Here is a 21,585-nt window from a genome sequence, read left to right on the forward strand (position 1 = left end):
GGTTCAGGTACTACAGATAGTACTGGTCATGCGACAATTACACCAACGGTGCCTATTCCAGAAGGTAATGTCACTGTAAAAGCCACGGATAATGCAGAACATCCGAATAGTTCTGTATCTAAGCCAGTAAAAGCTACTAAACCGACTGTAAAATCAGGTGAAAAAGCTAAACACTATAAAACAAAAATATCTAAGAACCATAATTCAAAAGAGTATAGAAACCAAAATTCAAATAAATCTAAAAATACAATACGTGGTGTAAAGAAAAATGAAACTAATGTAGATGGTATTTCTAAAAATAAAGTAAAAGATTTACCAAATACTGGTATAAAAGAAACAACAGATAATTCTTTACCTTATTTAGTTACACTACTAGGTAGCTTTGTTTTACTAATTGGTAGAAGAAAAGATAATAACAGAAATAAGTAATTCTAATATTTCTAATATATATGCTAATTAGAAAATCCACTGAGATCTTAAATGATTTCAGTGGATTTTTGATTTTCAAAAATTCATATATTTATATTAATTTAAAATTAAAGTATCTATTGAAAATATAATCATATCAATATAATTTGACGAAATATTTCAGAGACATTTATTAAAAACTTTACCCCGTTTAGAAACGAATTAAAATAAGAAGACTATTTTTAAATATCACAACATTTATTACAAAACGAATGATATAATAATATTATATAAATTAAATTTGATTTCTATATCTAGTATGATATTAAATTAATAGTTATGTGAAATGCGCTAAATTAAAATGTCATAAACAATAACTTTTATTAATTTCCACTAAAATAGTAAAGGAGAATATCGCACCATGAATCATCATAATCAATTACAAAAATTTAGCATTCGTAAATATGCAATCGGTACTTTTTCAACATTAGTAGCGACATTCGTATTTTTAGGGGTAAACAACGATGCACAAGCTAGCGAGCATTTAAATCTCACTCAACAACTTACGAATAACAATCAAGAAAGTATAATTAACGAAAGTACAAATACGTCAATTCAACATTTAGCCAATAATAACACAGGTCAAGTACATTCAAATCAAGTCAATAACACTAATAATAAAGTTAAATTAATTAAACAAACTAATAATGATTCTAGTGTATCAAATCATCCACAAAACATTCACATTAGAAAAAAAAGAGCTTCTAATTCAGATGAAACTGATTTCACTAGAGTAGTTACAGGAACAGTTGAAGATTCTTCTAATCCAGCAACAAACCCTTCATCACCAACGACAAATGATCAGCAAGCACCGCTTATTAAACCAACTTTTGTTACAAGTGTGGGCGATGCAGCTAATACGAAAAGACCAATTGAAATATTGACTTCACCTAATACTGAGGTAGCACTATTGGATAAAGATGGTGCAACAATGGGTACTGGTAGAACAAATGAAACGGGTCATGTCACTATTACTCCACAGCAGTGGATTCCCAAAGGTAATGTTTCGGCAAGAGCCACTCGTGGTACGGAAAGTGTTACATCAGATCCTGTGGAAGCGTTGAATATAGACCCTCTACATAGACCATTTGTAATCGAAGTTACAACTGATCCTTTTACAAGAATTGAATTAAGGGATAAATACAATAAACCTTTAGGGGCTTCAAGAACAAATGATAAAGGTCATGCTTACATTGTACCAACTAGACCTATTCCTGAAGGTAATGTAACAGCTGTAGCTACTGACGATAGTGGAAACTCATCTACTTCAGATCCTAAGAAAGCTACCGACACTACACCGCCTGATAAACCAATTATTCATACAAATTTAGTGGATAAAGTATGTACAGTAACACCAATTGAAATTACTACTGACCCTGATACTAAAGTTGAATTATTTGATAAAGATAATAATTTATTAGGTAGTGGAATGACTGATCATACTGGACATATTACAATTACTCCAAATAGACCATTGGTTGAAGGACCATTAACGGCAAAAGCAACAGATGATGCGGAAACACCAAATAGCAGTTATTCAGACCCAGTAAATGTAACAGATTTAACACCACCAACTTCACCTAATCTAGAAACTGACCTAACTAGTAAAGCTGGTACTCAAACACCGATTACAGTTACAACAGATCCTGACACGGTTGTTGAATTGTTTGATAAAGATGATAATAGTCTGGGATCTGGAACAACTGATTCTACTGGACACGTAACAATTAAACCTAATCGTCCGATTCCGGAAGGTGATGTAACCGCTAAAGCAACTGATAACGCAGAACATCCAAATAGTTCTACTTCTCAGCCTAAAAAAGCAACGGACACAACACCACCAATCATTCCAATTTTTAATACAGAGATAGGTGGCAAAGCTGGTACTCAAACGCCAATCACTGTTACGACTGATCCTAACACAACTGTTGAATTGTTTGATAAAGATGGTAATAGTTTAGGTTCTGGTGAAACAAATGGTTCTGGACAAGTGACAATCATACCGAATAAAGCAATTCCTGAAGGCAATATCACTGCTAAGGCGACTGACCATGCAGAACATCCTAATAGTTCTACCTCTGAACCAGTAAAAGCGACTGATACAACACCACCTACAAAACCATCTGTTGTGGGTAACTTGGGTGGTAAAGCCGGTAGTATTGATCCTGTGGAAGTAACTACTGATCCAAATACTAAAGTTGAACTTTTAGATAAAGATGGTAATGTGATTGGTTCTGGCATGACTGATAGTACTGGACGTGCGTTTATTACACCAACTAAACCTATTCCTGAAGGTAATGTCACTGCCAAGGCAACAGATAATGCGGAAGTACCTAACAGTTCAATTTCGGATCCAGTAAAAGCGACTGATACGACGCCACCGAATATACCAACATTTAATACAGACGTTTCTGATAAAGGTGGAACTCTAACACCAATTTCAATTACGACTGACCCCAATACTCATGTTGATATTATTGATAAGGATGGTAATATCATTGGTTCTGGCATTACAGACGGTCAAGGGCACGTAACAATAACGCCAAATCTTCCAATCCCTGAAGGAAATATTTACGTAAAAGCGACTGACAATGCAGCACAACCAAATAGTTCGGTTTCTAAACCTGTTAACGTTATCGATATAACACCGCCAATAAAACCAACAGTTCCTGGCGGATTAGCAGGTAAAGCCAATACACAGGATCCTATTGAAGTTGTAACAGATCTAAATACGCATATAGAAATATTCGATAAAGATGGACAACTCATTGGTACAGGTGACACGGACCTAAATGGTCATGCTTTTATTACACCTACAAAACCAATTCCTGAGGGTAATGTAACGATTAAAGCTACAGATCATACTGAACATCCAAATAGCTCAACATCTGATCCAATCGAAGCTACAGACACAACGCCACCTTCTGTACCTAAAGTGAATACAGGTCTTAACGGAAAAGCAAATACTTATACACCGGTTTCAGTATCAACTGACCCTAACACTAAAGTGGAATTATTAGACAAAGATTTCCATGTTATTGGCTCTGGCGTTACAGATGAAAAAGGTAATGCGATAATTACACCAACAAAGCTAATTCCTGAAGGCAATGTTTATGTAAAAGCAACTGACAATGCAGCACAACCAAATAGTTCTTTATCTAAACCAGTTAAAGCAACATTAGCAGACAATGATAGAGCAGATAAAAATGGTCGTCGTACTCACAATACAATTCAAAAAGATTCAAAACACAATAGTGGAAATACAGGTGATCAAGGTGATAATTTGAATGGCTATAATCAAAATGGTAATAATCAAAATTATCACAACAATTACAATCATAATCAAAATGATAGAAATCAAAATACTGTAGGCTCTTTACCTAACACTGGTTACAACAATAGTGAATCATCAACTGCATTCTTAATGACTTCACTATTAAGTGGGATCGCATTATTATTAAGAAGATTTAAAAAAGAAGAGAAGTAATGGCTTTTTTACTTAACTAAAAAACACCCCCTCTATTTAATTTCAAATTAAATAGAGGGGGTGTAATGTATTAAACTAATGTTAATTTTTCTTTTTAGTTAGTTTAAACAATGCTTGTTGCGCCATATGATTTGCTTCTTTATTTTGTTCTCTAGGTACCCATTTTACAAACACCAATTCAAAACTTTTTTCAAGTATTTCCAAATTCTCATAATATGGTTTAAATCGTGCGTTTTTTACAAATCCTTGATTAACACTATCTTCAATTAATTTTGAATCAGTATATAATAAAGCATTAACAACATTCTGTTCACGAGCATGTTCAAGTGCATGAATAAGGGCAGCCCATTCCGCGCTGTGATTATCTAGTTCCCCTAAGTCGTGCGTATATACATACTTTTCATCATTCTCTTTGATAACTATTCCGCATGCACTTCGCCCAGGATTACCTCTGGTAGCTGCATCAAAGTAAATTTTTGCCATATAAATTTAACACCTTTTTAATTTTTATAATTTCACTATTCTTATCGTATTACAAAATAAGAAAATAGGGAATGGCATAGATTTCATTAAGAAATCATTTCCATTCCCATAATATTCTTTAATATCCCTTATCTAGTTTATGAATTTGACCTTTACGATACATAGATTTAGCTATATAACCGAATGGTACATTAAATATAGTAGAAATAAGTTTTAATAAATAAGTTGTAATGAATATTTCGAATACAACCATATTTGTTAAAGTTCCTGCAAACGCAATTGTGACAAACAGTGCTGTGTCAATAATTGAACTTAACATGGTACTACCATAAGCACGAATGATAAATGTTTTATCTGAGCTAAATACTTTTTTAATTGCGGAGAAAATAAATACATCAACGTGTTGTCCAATAATATACGCAATAATTGAACCTAATGCAATTCTTGGCACTAAATCAAATATTGTTGATAAAGATTTTTGAGCCATATCCTCAGGTGCCGGTATAAAATGTAGTGACATTTGCATAACAATAATCATAACCAATGTAGAAGAAAATCCTAACCATACAGCTCTTTTCGCAACTTTGCGACCATAAATGTCATTAAGTATATCTGTAGCTAAATAAATAGACGCAAACATGACATTACCTAAAGTAGCAGAAATGCCAAAAATATGAACTGTTTTGATTACTTGAATATTAGCAATAATTGTACCAATTGCTACCCAAGCAATTAAGCCTTGTTTGCCAAAACATCGAAACATTATAACCATTAATATAAATGTAACAAGAAATGTTGTTACACCGAAAATTTCATTATACATAAATATCCTCCTAAATTTTGATGATGCGGGTGTTTAGAAACCGCAAAAAACAACTTAATTATTTTATAGTAATTACTACATAAATGCAATAAGACTTACCGTTTTCATCAACACTTATTATTTATTAAATCGATTATTTCAAAATAAATACAAATTAAGTTATACTTATTCCATGCTTATATTAAGATAATACCGTATTTAAGGAGTGACTGTTATACTTACACATTCCGAACAAGAAGCAATTGATAAAATTGATGAATTAATGAATACTTATTGTGAAAAATGTTTACTAAAAACACATATCAGAAAGACGGAAGGTAAGACACAAGCACACCATTTTTGTATATCTGAGTGTTCGATAGGTAAACAAATCAAACAATTAGGTAATGAACTTCAATAGGAGGTAAGGACTATGCAAATTGTTTCAATTGAAGAAACACCAAATCATAACACTATGAAAATTAACCTAAGTGAAAAAAGAGAAGATAACAAATCTAATACATTTACTTCTGCACAAGAAGGACAACCTGATTTCATAAATAAACTGTTCGAGATTGAGGGTGTAAAATCAATATTCTATGTTATGGATTTTATTTCTGTCGATAAAGAAGATAATGCAGATTGGAATAATATTCTTCCTCAAATTCAATATACTTTTGAATAAATATTTACAAGGGGACATGCACTTATGGAAATATTAAGAGTAGAGCCGACACCAAGCCCTAATACTATGAAAATCGTATTATCTAACAAAAGGGAAGATAATAAATCTAATACATTCACATACATAGAAGAACAACAACCACAATTTATTAATGATTTATTAGCAATTGACGGTGTCAAATCTATATTTTATGTGATGGACTTCTTAGCTATTGATAAAGAGCCTAAATCCGATTGGGAAGTGGTCTTACCTCAAATCACTTCAACTTTAAATAGTGAGTCATTTATAGATTCATCACAAAAGCTTGATGAACACTACGGAGAGATTAAAGCTGAAGCACTTATGTTTAAAGGTATTCCATATCAAATTAAACTCACTACGACTTCAGATGAAAATCGTAAGCAGTTGCCGGACTATTTTGTTGAGAGTATGTTAAAAGCTCAAAAAGATGGAGACAATGTTGTGTTTTTACGTAAATGGCAAGATTTGGGAGTTAGATACGGTGATTTAGAAGAAGTTATGAATGAAGTGTACGAAGAAATCATTGCTTTATATCCATCTGAAAAGTTAGCATCTCTAGTTCAAACTGCATTAGAAACTGATATTGTTATTCCGCAACAACAATATCACCATGTAACTTTAAATGAATATAAAGAGGCTACTGATTGGAAAGATAAATTAAGAATGTTAAAAGAATTTCCAACACCTACATTTCAAAATATTGACTTATTAGATGAAGCTTTACAAGAAGATAAAGCACCCCTAAGACGACAAGCTATAGTATTAATAGGCATGATTGAAGATAAAGAAATTCTTCCATACTTATATAAAGGCTTGCATGATAAGAGTCCAGCTGTTAGACGCACTGCTGGAGATTGCTTAAGTGATTTAGGTTTTAAAGAGGCTCTGCCTGAAATGGAAAAAGCCTTAAATGATCCGCAAAAAATTGTACGCTGGAGAGCTGCTATGTTTCTATTTGATGAAGGCGGACCTGAACAATTACCTAGTCTAAAGTCACACGCTAATGATCCTGCTTATGAGGTCAAACTTCAAATTGAGATGGCAATTTCTAGAATTGAAAATGGTAATGAGGCACTAGGTTCTGTATGGAAACAAATAGCTAATCGAAATAAATAATTATGTTAAAGTAAAATTAAATTAGGAGTGAAAATTATGAATCCTTATGAACAATATATGCAAGAATTAGCACAACAAATGAGAGCTGAACTCACTGAAAATGGTTTTGAAAGTTTAGAAACAAGTGAAGATGTATCAAATTATATGAAAAATGTTAACGAAGAAGATACAACATTTGTAGTAATTAACTCTACATGTGGTTGTGCTGCTGGCTTAGCCAGACCTGCAGCTGTTGCCGTAGCAGAGCAAAATGACAAAAAACCAACAAATAAAATCACTGTATTTGCTGGACAGGATAAAGAAGCAACTCAAGCGATGCGAGAGTACATCCAACAAGTTCCATCAAGTCCGTCCTACGCTTTATTTAAAGGAACAGAATTAAAACATTTTATCCCTAGGGAACATATCGAAGGTCGTGACATTCAAGATATCTGTATGGATATTAAAGATGCATTTGACGAAAACTGTTAAGCAGTATAATTTTAAATAATTTGAGTCATCCTTATTAAAGAATACACTCAGAGTTACTATTGTAATCCTAAATTAAGGGTATAAACTTGAATTGAATAAATAAGGACTCACTTTTCAATCCCAAATATAAAATTAAAAACTAATTTTATATTTGGGATTTTTTTATTTTAATTTTATAAATACGCATTATCTAGTATAATATTCAGTAATATAAACAATTCTAGGAGATGAGCAAAATGTTAAATTCCTTTGATTCAGCTTATCATGCTTTATGCGAAGAAATATTAGAAATTGGTAATCAACGGGATGATCGTACTCATACCGGTACTATTTCTAAATTTGGTCATCAGTTACGATTTGATTTATCTAAGGGTTTCCCATTACTTACAACAAAAAAAGTATCTTTCAAACTTATCGCTACAGAATTATTATGGTTTATTAAAGGCGATACAAATATACAATACTTACTAAAATATAATAATAATATTTGGAATGAGTGGGCCTTCGAAAAATATGTGCAATCTAATGATTATCATGGTCCTGATATGACCAATTTTGGTCATCGAGCACTACAAGATGATAATTTTAATGAACTGTATAAAGAAGAAATGTCTAAATTCAAACAACACATTTTAAATGATAACTCATTTGCAAAAAAATACGGAGATTTAGGTAATGTATATGGTAAACAATGGAGAGATTGGGTAGATAAAGAAGGTAACCACTTTGATCAACTTAAAACAGTTATTGAACAAATTAAAAATAGTCCAAATTCTCGCCGACATATTGTCTCAGCATGGAATCCAACAGAAATAGATAGCATGGCTTTGCCACCATGTCATACTATGTTCCAATTTTATGTTCAAGATGGCAGATTAAGTTGTCAATTGTATCAACGAAGTGCAGATATTTTCTTAGGTGTACCATTTAATATTGCTAGCTATGCATTATTAACACATTTAATAGCAAAAGAATGTGATCTTGAAGTTGGAGAATTTGTGCATACTTTTGGTGACGCACATATTTACTCTAATCATATTGAAGCAATAAAAACACAATTGTCTAGAAACAGTTTTGATCCGCCAACTTTAAAAATTAATTCAAATGCATCCATTTTCGATATCAATTACGAAGATTTAGAATTAATTGGATATAACTCACACCCTGCAATTAAGGCACCTATTGCAGTATAATAGGCTGAAATTTTGCGGTTATTAATATAAACAATTTTTTCATACGGAGGGGAAATATGACTTTATCAATTTTAGTAGCACATGATGAACAACGCGTTATTGGATATAATAATGATTTACCGTGGCATTTACCTAATGATTTGAAACATGTTAAAAAATTATCAACTGGAAATACACTAGTGATGGGGAGAAGAACATTTGAGTCAATTGGTAAACCGCTTCCTAACAGAAGAAATGTAGTGTTAACGAGTGACACAACGTTTAACGTTGATGGTGTAGATGTGATTCATTCTATAGATGATATTTACAAATTAGAAGGTCACATTTTCATCTTTGGTGGTCAGTCATTATTTGAAGAAATGATTGATAAAGTAGATGATATGTACATTACTGTTGTTGATGGTAAACATCAGGGCGATACATTTTTCCCACCTTATACTTTTGAAAAATGGGAAGTAGAGTCATCGGTAGACGGAGAGTTAGATGAGAAAAATACAATTCCACATACGTTTTTACATTTAGTACGTAAACATTAAATTAAATTGATATACCGGAGGCACTTATGACTAAACAAATTATCGTGACGGATTCTACATCAGATTTATCACATGAATATCTAAAACAAAATAATATACACGTAGTACCTTTAAGCTTAACGATTGACGGAAAATCATTTGTTGATCAAATAGATATTACATCTGAGGCTTATATTCAACGAATTGAGGAAGATGCCGACGTAAAAACAAGCCAACCACCAATCGGGAAATTTATTGAACTATACGAAGAACTTGATAAAGAGGATGTTGAAATCTTTAGTATCCATATGTCATCAGGTCTAAGCGGTACATACCAAACTGCTTTGCAAGCCAGTGATATGGTTGACACTAAAGTAACCGTAATTGATTCCAAATCTATTTCATTCGGACTCGGCTACCAAATCCAACGACTTGTTGAATTAATTAATACGAATCTTTCGTCTAATCAAATCGTAGACAAACTCAAAGAATTACAAAAGAACACTAAACTCTTTGTTGTAATTGGACAATTAAATCAATTAATTAAAGGTGGGCGCATAAGTAAGACAAAAGGTTTTATTGGTAATATAATGAAAATTAAACCCGTCGGCACTTTAGAAGATGGATATTTAGAAATCGTACATAATGCACGTACACAAAATTCTAGTATTCAATATCTAAAAAAAGAAATTTCAGAATTTATCGATAAAAATAAAATTAAATCGATTGGTGTTGCTCACGCAAACGTTCTTGACTTTGTTAACAAGCTCAAGTTGCAATTTGATGAGGTATTCGGCCAACAGAAATATGATGTTAATGTAACGACACCAGTTATTTCAACTCATACTGGTCAAGGAGCAATCGGCTTGGTTGTTGTTCGTGAATCAAATTAATCTCATTGTTTACTTCCTATTGTTCTTTTAATAAAATTCATCAATGTGAGTAGATTACTTTAAATAATAGTATTTATATCGTAAATTTAAATAATGACAGAGGAGGTAGTAATATGGCATATGCAACTTTAGCTGGAGGATGTTTCTGGTGTATGGTTAAGCCTTTTACATCATATCCCGGTATTGAAGAGGTAGTATCTGGATATAGTGGAGGTCATGTTGAAAATCCAACGTATGAACAAGTTTGTACTAATCAAACTGGACATAGGGAAGCTGTTCAAATTCAGTTCAACTCAGACATTACGTCCTTTGAAAATATCTTAGATGTATATTTTAAAACTTTTGACCCTACAGACGGCGGTGGTCAATTCTTTGATAGAGGAGAAAGCTATGAACCGGCTATCTTTTATCATGATGAAGAGCAAAAGAAAGCAGCTGAACTTAAAATACAACAATTAAATGAAGAAGGTATTTTTAAAAAACCTGTTATAACGCCAATTCTTCCATACAAAAACTTTTATCCTGCTGAAGACTATCATCAAGATTATTACAAGAAAAACCCTGCTCATTATGAGCAATATCAACGTGGATCAGGAAGAAAATCATTTATCGAAACACATTGGGGGTCTCAAAATGATTAAAAAAGCTAAAAATGAATTAAATGAAATGGAATATTTAGTTACTCAAGAAAATGGTACTGAACCTCCATTTCAAAATGAATATTGGAATCATTTTGATAAGGGTATTTATGTAGATAAAATTTCGGGCAAACCATTGTTTACTTCTGAGGAAAAGTTTGAATCTAATTGTGGTTGGCCAAGTTTCTCTAAATCAATTGATGATAATGAAATCATTGAACTCGTAGACAAAACATTTGGTATGATTAGAACAGAAGTTAGATCGGAAGATGCTAACAGTCATTTAGGTCATGTATTCAACGATGGTCCGAAAGAAAGTGGTGGACTACGTTATTGTATTAATTCCGCAGCGATTCAATTTATCCCTTATGATAAGTTAGAAGAACTTGGATATGGAGATTTAATTCCGCATTTTGAAAAATAGGAGTGACTAATTATGTTTAAAAAATTATTTGGTAAAGGTAAAGAAGTTAATAAAGAAATTGAAATCTATGCACCACTAACTGGCGAATATATTAATATTGAGGATATTCCAGATCCAGTATTTGCACAAAAAATGATGGGCGAAGGCTTTGGTATTAACCCAACTGAAGGAGAAGTTGTTTCTCCAATTGAAGGTAAAGTTGACAATGTATTTCCAACTAAACACGCAATAGGACTTAAAGCAGATAATGGTTTAGAAATATTAGTTCATATTGGTTTAGACACTGTTCAATTAGATGGTCAAGGTTTCGAAATCTTAGTAAGTAGTGGCGACACTGTTCAAGTTGGTGATCCATTACTTAAATTTGATCTAGAATATATTAGAAATAATGCGAAAGATGTTATTTCACCAATTATTATTACAAATTCAGATCAAACTGAATCAATTCACGTTAATGATGTTAAAGCAGTCATTAAAGGTGAAACTAAAATTGTTGATGTGACAATGAGCTAATGAAAGAACATTCATTCTATCAATTTGCTCTAACGGTTAGAGGGCGTAAAGATAGCAAGGGAGAATTAGCTGAAGAAATATTTAATGATTTGTCTTTTCCAAAACATGAAAAAGATTTCAATCAATTGTCTGACTATATTGAAATGCAAAGCGACATATCAGTACCCATGTCAGTGTTTGATGATTTATATGAAGAGTATACAGAATGGTTAAAATTCTGACTTACTCAGTAATGTGATTAGCACATGTATCATATTAAAATTGCATTAAAAATTTCATAACAGCTAGCTAAATGAGAAGTATATCAAGCCTTTCTCAATTCTAGTCATCTTTTCGGGGGTGGAACGAATTCATTATGAATTCTGTCCCACTCCTTTTGTGCTTTTTATTCAACTTAATTCTTAAAAGTTGCGTTTGTGTCTAAATAACGACATACTTATATTATCTTTTTAGATGAAATTATAAATTCATAAGATGTTATATGAGGAAGTGGTTTTATGAGTCAACATTCTGAGGAAAAACAAAGTAGTATAGACTCCAAACATAAAAATGAAACATCTTCTAATAAAAGAATCAATTTTAAAACTTGGCAAATTATAGTACTTTTATTAGGAGTTATCATTATTACAGCTGGTATTACAGTTGCTGCTACAATTGGTATCAGTCACAAAATAAGTGGATTAACTAAAGATGAACGTCAAGAAATTAAAAAAATTGAATATGCTTATAAGACACTGAATAATGATTACTACAAAAAACAAAATGCTAGTAAATTATCTGAGGCTGCTATAGATGGCATGGTTAAAGAACTTAAAGATCCTTATTCAGATTATATGACTAAAGATGAAACGAAAAGCTTTAATGAAGATGTTTCAGGCGACTTTGTAGGTATTGGTGCAGAAATGCAAAAAAAAGATAAACAAATTATGATTACAAGTCCAATGAAAGATTCTCCTGCTGAAAAAGCCGGTATCCAACCAAAAGATGTTGTTACTAAAGTGGATGGAAAATCCGTAGTAGGCAAACCTTTAGAGCAAGTAGTAAAATTAGTACGTGGTAAAGAGGGAACAATGGTCAAACTAACAATAAAACGTGGTTCTCAAGAAAAAGAAATTAAAATTAAACGTGGTAAAATCCATGTAAAAAGCGTGGAATATAAGAAGAAAGACAACATTGGAGTATTTACTATAAACAAATTCCAAGATAATACTGCAGGCGAACTTAAATCTGCTATTATTAAAGCTCATAAAGACGGTGTTCGTAATATAGTATTAGATTTAAGAAATAATCCTGGTGGTCTACTTGATGAAGCCGTAAAAATGGCTAATATCTTTATAGATAAAGATCAGACAGTTGTAAAACTTGAAAAAGGCGATGACACAGAATCAATCAAAACGTCAAATGACGCTTCTAAAGAAGCTAAAGACATGAAAGTTAGTATCTTAGTAAATGAAGGTTCTGCCAGTGCATCAGAAGTATTTACTGGTGCAATGAGAGACCACAAAAAAGCTAAAGTTTACGGTTCAAAAACTTTTGGTAAGGGAATAGTACAGACAACTCGTGAATTTAAAGATGGCTCATTATTGAAATATACACAAATGAAATGGTTAACACCTGATGGTCATTATATTCATGGGAAAGGTATACAACCTGATACAAAAATAGCTTCACCTAAATATCAATCTATCAGTGTCATTCCAACTGATAAACCTTATTCTGTTGGTGACAATACAAAATACGTGAAATCTATCAAAATCGGTTTAGATGCATTAGGCTACGACGTTAACAATGATTCTAAACAATTTGATACAAATTTGGAATCAGCTATTAAAAAATTCCAATCAGAACATGAATTATCATTAAATGGTAAATTCGATAAAAAAACTAATGAGAAATTTACACAGTTATTAGTTGAAAAAGCTAATAAAGAAGATAAAGTTTTAGATGAATTAATTAATAAACTAAAATAAAGAGGTGTGTCAAAAACAATGATAAGACTAGGTAATATGCAAGATATTTCACAAATAGAAACTTTAGTTGAAGAAGCCAAAAAATTAATGAAAGAATTTAATAATAATCAATGGGATGATAAATATCCAGTTACAGAACACTTTGAAGAAGACATCAATACCGAAACACTATATGTGTTGGAAGAAAATGACACAATTTATGGCTTTATCGTGGTCGACCAACAACAATCAGAATGGTATGATGAGTTAGAATGGCCAATCGATCGTGAAGGTGCCTATGTCATTCATAGACTTGCTGGATCACAACAGTATAAAGGAGCAGCTACTGAGTTATTTGATTTCGCAGTTAAGTTAGCTGAAGAACATAATATCCATGTTCTTTTAACTGATACTTTTGCTCTAAATAAGCCAGCACAAGGACTCTTTGAAAAATTTGGTTTCATAAAAGTCGGTGAAGCAGAAATTGACTATCATCCATTTGATAGAGGCGCACCATTCTACGCATATTATAAAAACATTTAAGAATAGAGGTTAATTACTATGTCTAAAATAGCATTTACCGGTGGCGGTACTGTTGGACATGTATCGGTCAATTTAAGTTTAATTCCAACAGCTACTGATAAAGGGCACGACGCATTTTATATTGGTTCTAAAACAGGTATAGAACGTGAAATGATTGAATCACAATTACCTAACATTAAATATTATCCAATATCTAGCGGTAAATTACGTCGATATCTATCAGTTGATAATGCGAAAGACGTATTTAAAGTTTTAAAAGGTGTTATTGATGCACGCAAAGTATTAAAAAGAGAGAAACCAGATCTATTATTTTCTAAGGGAGGATTTGTTTCAGTTCCCGTAGTAATAGCTGCACGCTCACTAAACATTCCAACAATTATACATGAATCGGATTTAACACCAGGCTTAGCTAATAAAATTTCACTGAAATTTGCTAAAAAAATCTATACAACTTTTGAAGATACATTAAAATATTTACCTAAAGATAAAGCAGACTTCGTTGGCGCTACCATTCGACAAGACTTAAAAGAAGGTAATCAATCACGTGGTTACCAGTTAACAGGTTTCGATGCCTCAAAAAAAGTATTACTCGTCATGGGTGGTAGCTTAGGTAGTAAAAAGCTTAATCAAGCTATACGTGAAAATTTAGAAGCATTACTTCAAGACTATCAAATTATTCATTTAACAGGTCATGGACTAGTTGATTCTAGTATTGATGCTAAAGGCTATGTTCAGTATGAATTTGTTAAAGAAGAGTTAACAGATTTATTGGCTGTTACAGATACTGTAGTTAGCCGTGCAGGATCTAATGCTATTTATGAATTTTTAACATTGCGTATTCCTATGTTATTAATACCTTTAGGACTTGACCAATCACGTGGTGATCAAATTGATAATGCTGAGAATTTTGAATCTAAAGGGTACGGTAGAACCATCCCTGAAGATCAACTTACACAGGTTAAATTATTAGAACAACTTAAAGAAATTGAAAATGATCGAGAGTCAATCATTAAACAAATGCAGACTTACACAGAAAGTTATACAAAAGAAGATCTATTTAATAAAATTTTAAAGGACGCTCTATAAACTCAGGAGGTGCAGACAATGAATCGTACGAAACGTATTACTTTGCTAATCGTTTTTACCTTAATATTTGGTATCATTGCATCCTTCCATGAGTCTAGACTGGGTAAATGGATTGATACTGAAGTATATGAATTTATTTATTCATCTGAAAGTTTCATCACTACTTCTATCCTCTTGGGTGCCACTAAACTAGGAGAAGTATGGGCAATGGTCTGTCTATCTTTAATGTTAGTCGCATATTTAATGTTAAAACGCTTTAAAATCGAAGCGCTATTCTTTGTGATTGTTATGTCTCTTTCAAGTATATTAAATCCATTACTGAAGAATATTTTTGACCGAGAGCGTCCAACATTATTACGGTTAATTGATATATCTGGATTTAGCTTTCCTAGTGGCCATGCTATGGGGTCAACATCATTCTTTGGTAGTGCGATGTTCATAGCAAGTAGAAAAGCATCAGGTAATAATAAAGGAATTATTATAGGATTATGCGCATTATTTATTCTTCTGATTTCTATTTCAAGAGTATATTTAGGTGTGCATTATCCTACAGATGTCATTGCTGGTATAATTGGCGGTGCTTTTTGTATTGTTCTATCAACATTAATACTTAAAAATCATTTATATCCAACAACTACGTAAAATATATCGAGATACATTCTTAAAACGCGAGAATGTATCTCGATTTTTTTAAGGATTAAATATAAGCTATTTGAATTGGTAGATACTCAAAAGATTTAATCAAATCAGAATAACTAAATAAACTAAATAAAAAAAGCAATGAACCTCGGCATTAGATTCACTGCTTTTTATTAAAACGTTTAAAGTAAGTTTGAAACTTTAACGTTAGTCTTTTACGGGCATATAAAAGGGGAATAACTTGAAAATGACCAATCCTTTAAGAACGAAATATATGTGGGGGGAATTGTCTTATTCGGTATTGATAATCATTTTCAAATATTATTATACATCATTGATAATCATTGTCAATTATAATTGCGAAAAATTCTCATTTAAATTTGATTATATCATTACAATTTAAATCCATTCTCTAATTTCAGTCTTTACTGTGATAAAATATAGCTTATATTATAAGAATATGCATTCGAAAACGCATCATTGATTTAACTCATTCTAGTTATTTAAAATATGATTAATACATAATAAAAGAGGTAAAAATAATAATGACTAATATACTTATTGTAGAAGATGAACAAAATTTAGCCCGCTTCTTAGAACTAGAACTAACTCATGATAATTATAGTGTAGATATAGAATATGAAGGACAAACAGGGCTCGATAAAGCATTAAGTAATAATTACGATTTAATTATATTAGATTTAATGTTACCAAATATAAATGGCTTAGAAATATGTCGCCGTGTCAGACAAGAACAATCAACGCCTATCATTATTATTACGGCTAAAAGCGATACATATGACAAAGTGACCGGTTTAGATTACGGTGCTGACGATTATATTGTAAAACCCTTTGAAATTGAAGAACTATTTGCACGCATTCGTGCAGTACTCCGTCGTCAACCTCAAAAGGATATCATTGATATCAATGGCATTAAAATAGACGTCGATGCTTTTAATGTCACAATTAATGGAGAACAGTTAGATTTCACTAAAACTGAATATGACCTACTATATTTATTAGCAACCAACAGAAACCGTGTACTACAAAGAGAACAAATCTTAGATCATGTTTGGGGCTATGACAGTGAAGTTGAGACGAATGTCGTAGATGTTTATATTCGATATTTACGCAACAAACTTAAACCTTATGGTAAAGATAAAACGATTGAAACCGTTCGTGGTGTTGGGTACGTGATTAGATGATTAAAAAGGGTACTTTAAAATATAAGTGGATGATGATTACAATGTTAATCATGTTTAGCACAATTATTCTTTTCTGTCTTGTTATAATCTTCTTTTTAAAAGATACCTTAAGAGACGGTGAGATTGATGAGGCTGAACACAGTTCAAATGATATCGTTAATTTAGTAGAATCACGATCTATGAATAATATTACTACATTAGATTTGACTGCTATGTTGGAGAATTTTGAAGAAGCCATCATTTACGATCGAAATGGTAAACAATTAATGCAATCCTCAAATGAAAATATGATTAATTTTAAACCTGATATTGATTTTGTTGATCCTGAAACGATTCAAATTTCAAAGCATAATGGAATCCCTTACTTAATTATTACAGAACCAATACATAGTGGACGTTTTGAAGGCTATAGTGTTTTAATTCACTCCCTTGAAGGATATAACAATGTCGTTCGTTCTCTATATTTTGTAGCCATTGCATTTGGTTTGTTGGCAACTTTCATTATGGCGGGTATTAGTTATATTTTTTCAACGCAATTAACTAAGCCACTCGTAACCATGTCGAACAAGATGATTCAAATACGACGAGATGGATTTCAAAATAAACTTGAACTCAAGACGAACTATGAAGAAACAGATAATTTAATCGATACCTTTAATGATATGATGTACCAAATTGAGGAATCATTTAACCAACAGCGTCAATTTGTTGAAGATGCTTCTCACGAGTTACGCACGCCGCTACAAATCATTCAAGGTCATTTAAATTTAATTCAACGTTGGGGTAAAAAAGACCCAGCTGTACTTGAAGAGTCTCTTAATATTTCATTAGAGGAAATGAATCGAATAACGAAGTTGGTTGAAGAATTATTATTATTGACTAAAGACAAAGTTAATATTCAGTCATTAGAATTTGAAGAAGTAAATATTAACGAAGAAATTCGTTCACGTATTAAATCTTTAAAACAATTACATCCAGATTATCAATTTAAAACGCATCTATCAAAGAAACCATTAACATTACAGATTAATCGCCATCAATTTGAACAGCTATTACTTATTTTTATTGATAATGCAATGAAGTATGACAAAGATAATAAGCAAATCGAGATAGCTACTCAATTAAGAAACAAACAAATTAGTATTGAAATTACAGACCATGGTCTTGGTATTCCTAAAGAAGATCAGGAGTTTATTTTTGATCGTTTTTATAGAGTTGATAAATCCCGCGCAAGAAGTCAGGGTGGCAATGGCTTAGGGCTTTCAATTGCTGAGAAGATAGTACAACAATATGGTGGATATATAACTGTTGACAGCGAAGTAAACCAATATACAACGTTTAAAATTATATTTAAATAAATGTTTAAATCGAAGCTGGGACAATTAAATTGTTCCGGTTTTTTAATGCATAACTTTCTTTCAAATAATCATCTACAATTAAAATACTCATTCAAACTATCTCTATTTCACATTTTCAGAAAAATTTCCCATCAATTTTCACACAAAATCATATAAATTCAAATTACTAGATTTAGTATTTTTGTTTTTTCCATAATATTCAGTCAATGGACTTTATCAAAGCCACAAATAGTGCTATTATTGACTTGTAAGCGGTTTAACTATTTTGTGGAGGGTAATACTATGGCAAAGGATAACAAGGATGTTACAGAAGCTCCTGTAAACTTCGGTGCTAACCTAGGTTTAATGTTAGATTTATACGATGACTATCTACAAGACCCTAGTTCAGTGCCTGATGATTTACAAGTTCTTTTCAGCACTATTAAAAATGGCGAAGCTCATGTCGCAGCTAAGTCAACCACTGAAGGGAGTGGTTCATCAGCGGGCGATGGTACAATTAAGCGTATTATGCGCTTAATCGACAATATAAGACAATACGGTCACCTTAAAGCTGATATTTACCCTGTTAATGCTCCTAAAAGAACTAATCTTCCTAAGTTAGAAATTGAAGAGTTTAACTTAGATAAAGAAACATTAGAAAATGTCTCAGCTGAAATTGTATCTGATCATTTCAAAGATATATATGATAATGCTTACGAGGCAATTGAAAGAATGGAGAAGCGTTATAAAGGGCCGATAGCCTTTGAATATAATCATATTAATAATAATAAAGAACGTACGTGGTTAAAACGACGTATTGAAACACCATATAGAGCTAATATCAATAATGATGAAAGAAAAAAATTATTTGATACTTTAGCGCATGTAGAAGGCTTTGAAAAGTATTTACACAAAAACTTTGTTGGTGCTAAACGATTCTCTATTGAGGGTGTTGATACATTAGTTCCAATGTTACAACATACATTAAAACGTGCTGCTGAAGTTGAAATTAACAATATTCAAATTGGTATGGCACACAGAGGTCGTTTAAATGTTTTAACTCATGTGCTAGAAAAACCATATGAAATGATGATTTCTGAGTTTATGCACACAGATCCTATGAAATTCTTACCAGAAGATGGTAGTCTTGAACTAACTGCTGGATGGACAGGAGATGTGAAGTATCACTTAGGTGGTGTGAAGACAACTTCTTCATATGGTATTGCACAACGAATTTCATTAGCTAATAACCCAAGTCACTTGGAAATTGTTGCGCCAGTGGTAATTGGTAAGACACGTGCATCACAAGATGACACAAAACACGCAGGTAAACCATCTACAGATTTCCATAAAGGTATGCCAATTATAATTCATGGGGATGCTGCATACCCAGGACAAGGTATTAATTTTGAAACAATGAATTTAAGTAACCTAGATGGTTATTCAACTGGTGGTGCCTTACACATCATCACAAATAATAGAATTGGATTCACTACGGAACCAGTTGATGGACGTTCAACAACATATTCAACTGATATTGCGAAAGGTTATGACGTACCAATTTTACATGTAAATGCAGATGATGTTGAAGCAACAATTGAAGCTATTGATATTGCAATGGAATTCCGAAAAGAATTTCATAAAGATTTTGTAATTGATTTAGTTGGCTATCGTCGTTACGGGCATAATGAAATGGACGAACCTTCGATTACAAATCCACTTCCATATCATAATATTCGCAAACATGATTCAGTTGAAATTATTTATGGTAATAAGTTAGTTGAAGACGGCGTTATTTCTAAGGAACAAATGGAAGACGTAATGGATAAAGTTCAAAAAGAAATGCGTGCTGCTCAAGACAAGATTGATAAATCAGATAAAATGGATAATCCAGATATGGAAGGACCTGAGTCATTGCAAGAACCTTTACAAAGTGATGATAAGGATTTCTCAGTAGATCATCTTAAAGAAATTAATGATGCTATGCTTTCATATCCTGAAGATTTCCATGTACTTAAAAAGCTAAACAAAGTTCTTGAAAAACGTAGAGAGCCTTTCGAAAATGAGAATGGTTTAGTAGACTGGGCTCAAGCTGAGCAACTTGCATTTGCAACGATTGTTCAAGATGGCATATCTGTTCGATTAACTGGACAAGATAGTGAGCGTGGTACGTTCAGTCATAGACATGCTGTATTACACGATGAAGAAAATGGTGATACATTCACACCATTACATCATGTTCCTAATCAAAAAGCCACATTTGAAGTTCACAATAGTCCATTATCTGAAGCAGCTGTCGTTGGCTTTGAATATGGCTATAATGTTGAAAATAAAAATAGCATGAATATTTGGGAAGCTCAATACGGAGACTTTTCTAATATGGCTCAAATGATGTTCGATAATTTCATGTCATCAGCACGTGCTAAGTGGGGAGAAAGAAGTGGTTTAACGCTATTCTTACCTCACGCATTTGAGGGGCAAGGACCTGAACACTCTTCAGCACGTTTAGAAAGATTCTTACAACTAGCAGCTGAAAATAATAGTACAGTTGTTAACTTATCTAGTTCAAGTAACTATTTCCATTTACTAAGAGCACAAGCTAAGAGTTTAGGTACTGAAGCTATGAGACCATTAATTGTAATGTCTCCAAAAAGCTTATTAAGAAATAAAACAGTTGCTAAACCAATAGATCAATTCACTTCAGGTGGTTTCAAACCTATTATTGTCGAGGATGGAAATAAAGAGAAAGTGACTAAACTTGTATTAGCATCAGGTAAAATGTTCATAGATTTAAAAGAACATTTAGCTGAAAATCCTGATAATTCAATTTTATTAGTTGCAGTTGAACGTTTATATCCATTCCCTGAAGGGGAAATTAAAGAAGTATTAAATGAATTACCTAATCTTGAAACAGTATCTTGGGTTCAAGAAGAACCTAAAAATCAAGGCGCTTGGTTATTCGTTTATCCTTATTTAAAATCACTTGTAGGTAACCAATTTAATTTAAGCTATCACGGTAGAATTCAACGTGCAGCGCCAGCTGAAGGTGATGGAGAAATTCATAAACTTGTTCAAAATCAAATTATTGAAAGTAGTATTGAAAAATAACTAGGGGGA

Annotated in this window: 21 protein-coding genes and 2 pseudogenes; 21 read left to right on the forward strand and 2 right to left on the reverse strand. The window is 32.3% G+C overall.

What is annotated here, in order from left to right:
• A pseudogene (locus HMPREF3265_RS12620) lies at window positions 1-429 on the forward strand (hypothetical protein); the annotation flags it as partial.
• Between the two features lie 400 nt (window positions 430-829).
• Entirely contained in the window at window positions 830-3,955 is a 3,126-nt protein-coding gene (locus HMPREF3265_RS08070) for a YSIRK-type signal peptide-containing protein (protein ID WP_070861309.1), read from the forward strand.
• Between the two features lie 81 nt (window positions 3,956-4,036).
• On the opposite strand, the gene HMPREF3265_RS08075 is transcribed toward HMPREF3265_RS08070, so the two are convergent.
• Together HMPREF3265_RS08075 and HMPREF3265_RS08080 are read right to left on the reverse strand one after the other, a co-directional pair.
• On the reverse strand, window positions 4,037-4,438 hold the full coding sequence (locus tag HMPREF3265_RS08075) for a ribonuclease HI family protein (protein WP_070861315.1): 402 nt from the start codon (window positions 4,436-4,438) through the stop codon (window positions 4,037-4,039).
• A gap of 118 nt (window positions 4,439-4,556) precedes the next feature.
• Entirely contained in the window at window positions 4,557-5,261 is a 705-nt protein-coding gene (locus HMPREF3265_RS08080; protein WP_070861320.1) for a queuosine precursor transporter, read from the reverse strand.
• A 205-nt stretch (window positions 5,262-5,466) separates the two neighbouring features.
• On the opposite strand from HMPREF3265_RS08080, the gene HMPREF3265_RS12270 reads away from it, so the two are divergent.
• The 19 genes and pseudogenes from HMPREF3265_RS12270 to HMPREF3265_RS08165 all read left to right on the forward strand — a co-directional run bounded on the left by HMPREF3265_RS12270 (window position 5,467) and on the right by HMPREF3265_RS08165 (window position 21,576).
• Entirely contained in the window at window positions 5,467-5,661 is a 195-nt protein-coding gene (locus HMPREF3265_RS12270) for a zinc-finger domain-containing protein (protein ID WP_075140546.1), read from the forward strand.
• 12 nt (window positions 5,662-5,673) lie between these two features.
• Complete coding sequence (locus tag HMPREF3265_RS08085) at window positions 5,674-5,925, forward strand: NifU N-terminal domain-containing protein (RefSeq protein WP_070439964.1); 252 nt, start codon at window positions 5,674-5,676, stop codon at window positions 5,923-5,925.
• A 24-nt stretch (window positions 5,926-5,949) separates the two neighbouring features.
• Complete coding sequence (locus HMPREF3265_RS08090) at window positions 5,950-7,062, forward strand: conserved virulence factor C family protein (protein ID WP_070581368.1); 1,113 nt, start codon at window positions 5,950-5,952, stop codon at window positions 7,060-7,062.
• A gap of 36 nt (window positions 7,063-7,098) precedes the next feature.
• Complete coding sequence (gene brxA, locus HMPREF3265_RS08095) at window positions 7,099-7,533, forward strand: bacilliredoxin BrxA (RefSeq protein WP_037551453.1); 435 nt, start codon at window positions 7,099-7,101, stop codon at window positions 7,531-7,533.
• Between the two features lie 236 nt (window positions 7,534-7,769).
• Window positions 7,770-8,726 carry a thymidylate synthase gene (locus HMPREF3265_RS08100; RefSeq protein WP_070581370.1) on the forward strand — a complete coding sequence of 319 codons (957 nt, stop codon included), beginning with the start codon at window positions 7,770-7,772 and terminating at the stop codon, window positions 8,724-8,726.
• Between the two features lie 56 nt (window positions 8,727-8,782).
• Window positions 8,783-9,262 carry a dihydrofolate reductase gene (locus tag HMPREF3265_RS08105; RefSeq protein ID WP_070581371.1) on the forward strand — a complete coding sequence of 160 codons (480 nt, stop codon included), beginning with the start codon at window positions 8,783-8,785 and terminating at the stop codon, window positions 9,260-9,262.
• A 26-nt stretch (window positions 9,263-9,288) separates the two neighbouring features.
• Window positions 9,289-10,134, forward strand: coding sequence for a DegV family protein (locus HMPREF3265_RS08110; RefSeq protein WP_070861323.1), 846 nt, complete (start codon window positions 9,289-9,291; stop codon window positions 10,132-10,134).
• Between the two features lie 113 nt (window positions 10,135-10,247).
• Window positions 10,248-10,775 (forward strand): peptide-methionine (S)-S-oxide reductase MsrA, encoded by a 528-nt coding sequence (msrA, locus tag HMPREF3265_RS08115; RefSeq protein WP_011275777.1) that lies wholly within the window; start codon window positions 10,248-10,250, stop codon window positions 10,773-10,775.
• Window positions 10,768-11,196 (forward strand): peptide-methionine (R)-S-oxide reductase MsrB, encoded by a 429-nt coding sequence (gene msrB / locus HMPREF3265_RS08120; protein WP_037551444.1) that lies wholly within the window; start codon window positions 10,768-10,770, stop codon window positions 11,194-11,196. Before msrA ends, msrB begins: the two co-directional genes overlap by 8 nt.
• A gap of 12 nt (window positions 11,197-11,208) precedes the next feature.
• Window positions 11,209-11,709: a PTS sugar transporter subunit IIA gene (locus HMPREF3265_RS08125; protein WP_053017653.1), complete on the forward strand. Its 501-nt coding sequence runs from the start codon at window positions 11,209-11,211 to the stop codon at window positions 11,707-11,709.
• Window positions 11,709-11,930: a YozE family protein gene (locus HMPREF3265_RS08130; RefSeq protein WP_070439979.1), complete on the forward strand. Its 222-nt coding sequence runs from the start codon at window positions 11,709-11,711 to the stop codon at window positions 11,928-11,930. Before HMPREF3265_RS08125 ends, HMPREF3265_RS08130 begins: the two co-directional genes overlap by 1 nt.
• 276 nt (window positions 11,931-12,206) lie before the next feature.
• Window positions 12,207-13,679, forward strand: a complete 1,473-nt coding sequence (locus HMPREF3265_RS08135) for a S41 family peptidase (RefSeq protein ID WP_070861325.1) — start codon at window positions 12,207-12,209, stop codon at window positions 13,677-13,679.
• 18 nt (window positions 13,680-13,697) lie between these two features.
• Window positions 13,698-14,201, forward strand: coding sequence for a GNAT family N-acetyltransferase (locus HMPREF3265_RS08140; RefSeq protein ID WP_011275782.1), 504 nt, complete (start codon window positions 13,698-13,700; stop codon window positions 14,199-14,201).
• Window positions 14,202-14,219: 18 nt separating this feature from the next.
• Complete coding sequence (locus HMPREF3265_RS08145; protein WP_070581373.1) at window positions 14,220-15,287, forward strand: undecaprenyldiphospho-muramoylpentapeptide beta-N-acetylglucosaminyltransferase; 1,068 nt, start codon at window positions 14,220-14,222, stop codon at window positions 15,285-15,287.
• A gap of 18 nt (window positions 15,288-15,305) precedes the next feature.
• A complete protein-coding gene (locus HMPREF3265_RS08150; protein ID WP_070581374.1) occupies window positions 15,306-15,929 on the forward strand; it encodes a phosphatase PAP2 family protein in 624 nt (207 codons plus the stop codon).
• 244 nt (window positions 15,930-16,173) lie between these two features.
• Window positions 16,174-16,280: pseudogene (locus HMPREF3265_RS12965) on the forward strand (hypothetical protein); the annotation flags it as partial.
• Window positions 16,281-16,471: 191 nt separating this feature from the next.
• Window positions 16,472-17,131, forward strand: coding sequence for a response regulator transcription factor (locus HMPREF3265_RS08155; protein WP_070861327.1), 660 nt, complete (start codon window positions 16,472-16,474; stop codon window positions 17,129-17,131).
• Complete coding sequence (locus HMPREF3265_RS08160) at window positions 17,128-18,489, forward strand: HAMP domain-containing sensor histidine kinase (RefSeq protein WP_070861329.1); 1,362 nt, start codon at window positions 17,128-17,130, stop codon at window positions 18,487-18,489. The genes HMPREF3265_RS08155 and HMPREF3265_RS08160 overlap by 4 nt, the downstream gene beginning before the upstream one ends.
• Before the next feature lie 282 nt (window positions 18,490-18,771).
• A complete protein-coding gene (locus HMPREF3265_RS08165) occupies window positions 18,772-21,576 on the forward strand; it encodes a 2-oxoglutarate dehydrogenase E1 component (RefSeq protein WP_070861331.1) in 2,805 nt (934 codons plus the stop codon).
• Window positions 21,577-21,585 lie beyond the last annotated feature (9 nt).

Source organism: Staphylococcus sp. HMSC62B09 (assembly GCF_001839115.1).
GTDB classification, from domain to species: domain Bacteria; phylum Bacillota; class Bacilli; order Staphylococcales; family Staphylococcaceae; genus Staphylococcus; species Staphylococcus haemolyticus.

Coding starts and splice junctions, on each gene's coding strand:
- HMPREF3265_RS08070 (WP_070861309.1), top strand. CDS start 830: ATGAATCATCATAATCAATTACAAAAATTTAGCATTCGTAAATATGCA.
- HMPREF3265_RS08075 (WP_070861315.1), bottom strand. CDS start 4,438: ATGGCAAAAATTTACTTTGATGCAGCTACCAGAGGTAATCCTGGGCGA.
- HMPREF3265_RS08080 (WP_070861320.1), bottom strand. CDS start 5,261: ATGTATAATGAAATTTTCGGTGTAACAACATTTCTTGTTACATTTATA.
- HMPREF3265_RS08085 (WP_070439964.1), top strand. CDS start 5,674: ATGCAAATTGTTTCAATTGAAGAAACACCAAATCATAACACTATGAAA.
- HMPREF3265_RS08090 (WP_070581368.1), top strand. CDS start 5,950: ATGGAAATATTAAGAGTAGAGCCGACACCAAGCCCTAATACTATGAAA.
- brxA (WP_037551453.1), top strand. CDS start 7,099: ATGAATCCTTATGAACAATATATGCAAGAATTAGCACAACAAATGAGA.
- HMPREF3265_RS08100 (WP_070581370.1), top strand. CDS start 7,770: ATGTTAAATTCCTTTGATTCAGCTTATCATGCTTTATGCGAAGAAATA.
- HMPREF3265_RS08105 (WP_070581371.1), top strand. CDS start 8,783: ATGACTTTATCAATTTTAGTAGCACATGATGAACAACGCGTTATTGGA.
- HMPREF3265_RS08110 (WP_070861323.1), top strand. CDS start 9,289: ATGACTAAACAAATTATCGTGACGGATTCTACATCAGATTTATCACAT.
- msrA (WP_011275777.1), top strand. CDS start 10,248: ATGGCATATGCAACTTTAGCTGGAGGATGTTTCTGGTGTATGGTTAAG.
- msrB (WP_037551444.1), top strand. CDS start 10,768: ATGATTAAAAAAGCTAAAAATGAATTAAATGAAATGGAATATTTAGTT.
- HMPREF3265_RS08125 (WP_053017653.1), top strand. CDS start 11,209: ATGTTTAAAAAATTATTTGGTAAAGGTAAAGAAGTTAATAAAGAAATT.
- HMPREF3265_RS08130 (WP_070439979.1), top strand. CDS start 11,709: ATGAAAGAACATTCATTCTATCAATTTGCTCTAACGGTTAGAGGGCGT.
- HMPREF3265_RS08135 (WP_070861325.1), top strand. CDS start 12,207: ATGAGTCAACATTCTGAGGAAAAACAAAGTAGTATAGACTCCAAACAT.
- HMPREF3265_RS08140 (WP_011275782.1), top strand. CDS start 13,698: ATGATAAGACTAGGTAATATGCAAGATATTTCACAAATAGAAACTTTA.
- HMPREF3265_RS08145 (WP_070581373.1), top strand. CDS start 14,220: ATGTCTAAAATAGCATTTACCGGTGGCGGTACTGTTGGACATGTATCG.
- HMPREF3265_RS08150 (WP_070581374.1), top strand. CDS start 15,306: ATGAATCGTACGAAACGTATTACTTTGCTAATCGTTTTTACCTTAATA.
- HMPREF3265_RS08155 (WP_070861327.1), top strand. CDS start 16,472: ATGACTAATATACTTATTGTAGAAGATGAACAAAATTTAGCCCGCTTC.
- HMPREF3265_RS08160 (WP_070861329.1), top strand. CDS start 17,128: ATGATTAAAAAGGGTACTTTAAAATATAAGTGGATGATGATTACAATG.
- HMPREF3265_RS08165 (WP_070861331.1), top strand. CDS start 18,772: ATGGCAAAGGATAACAAGGATGTTACAGAAGCTCCTGTAAACTTCGGT.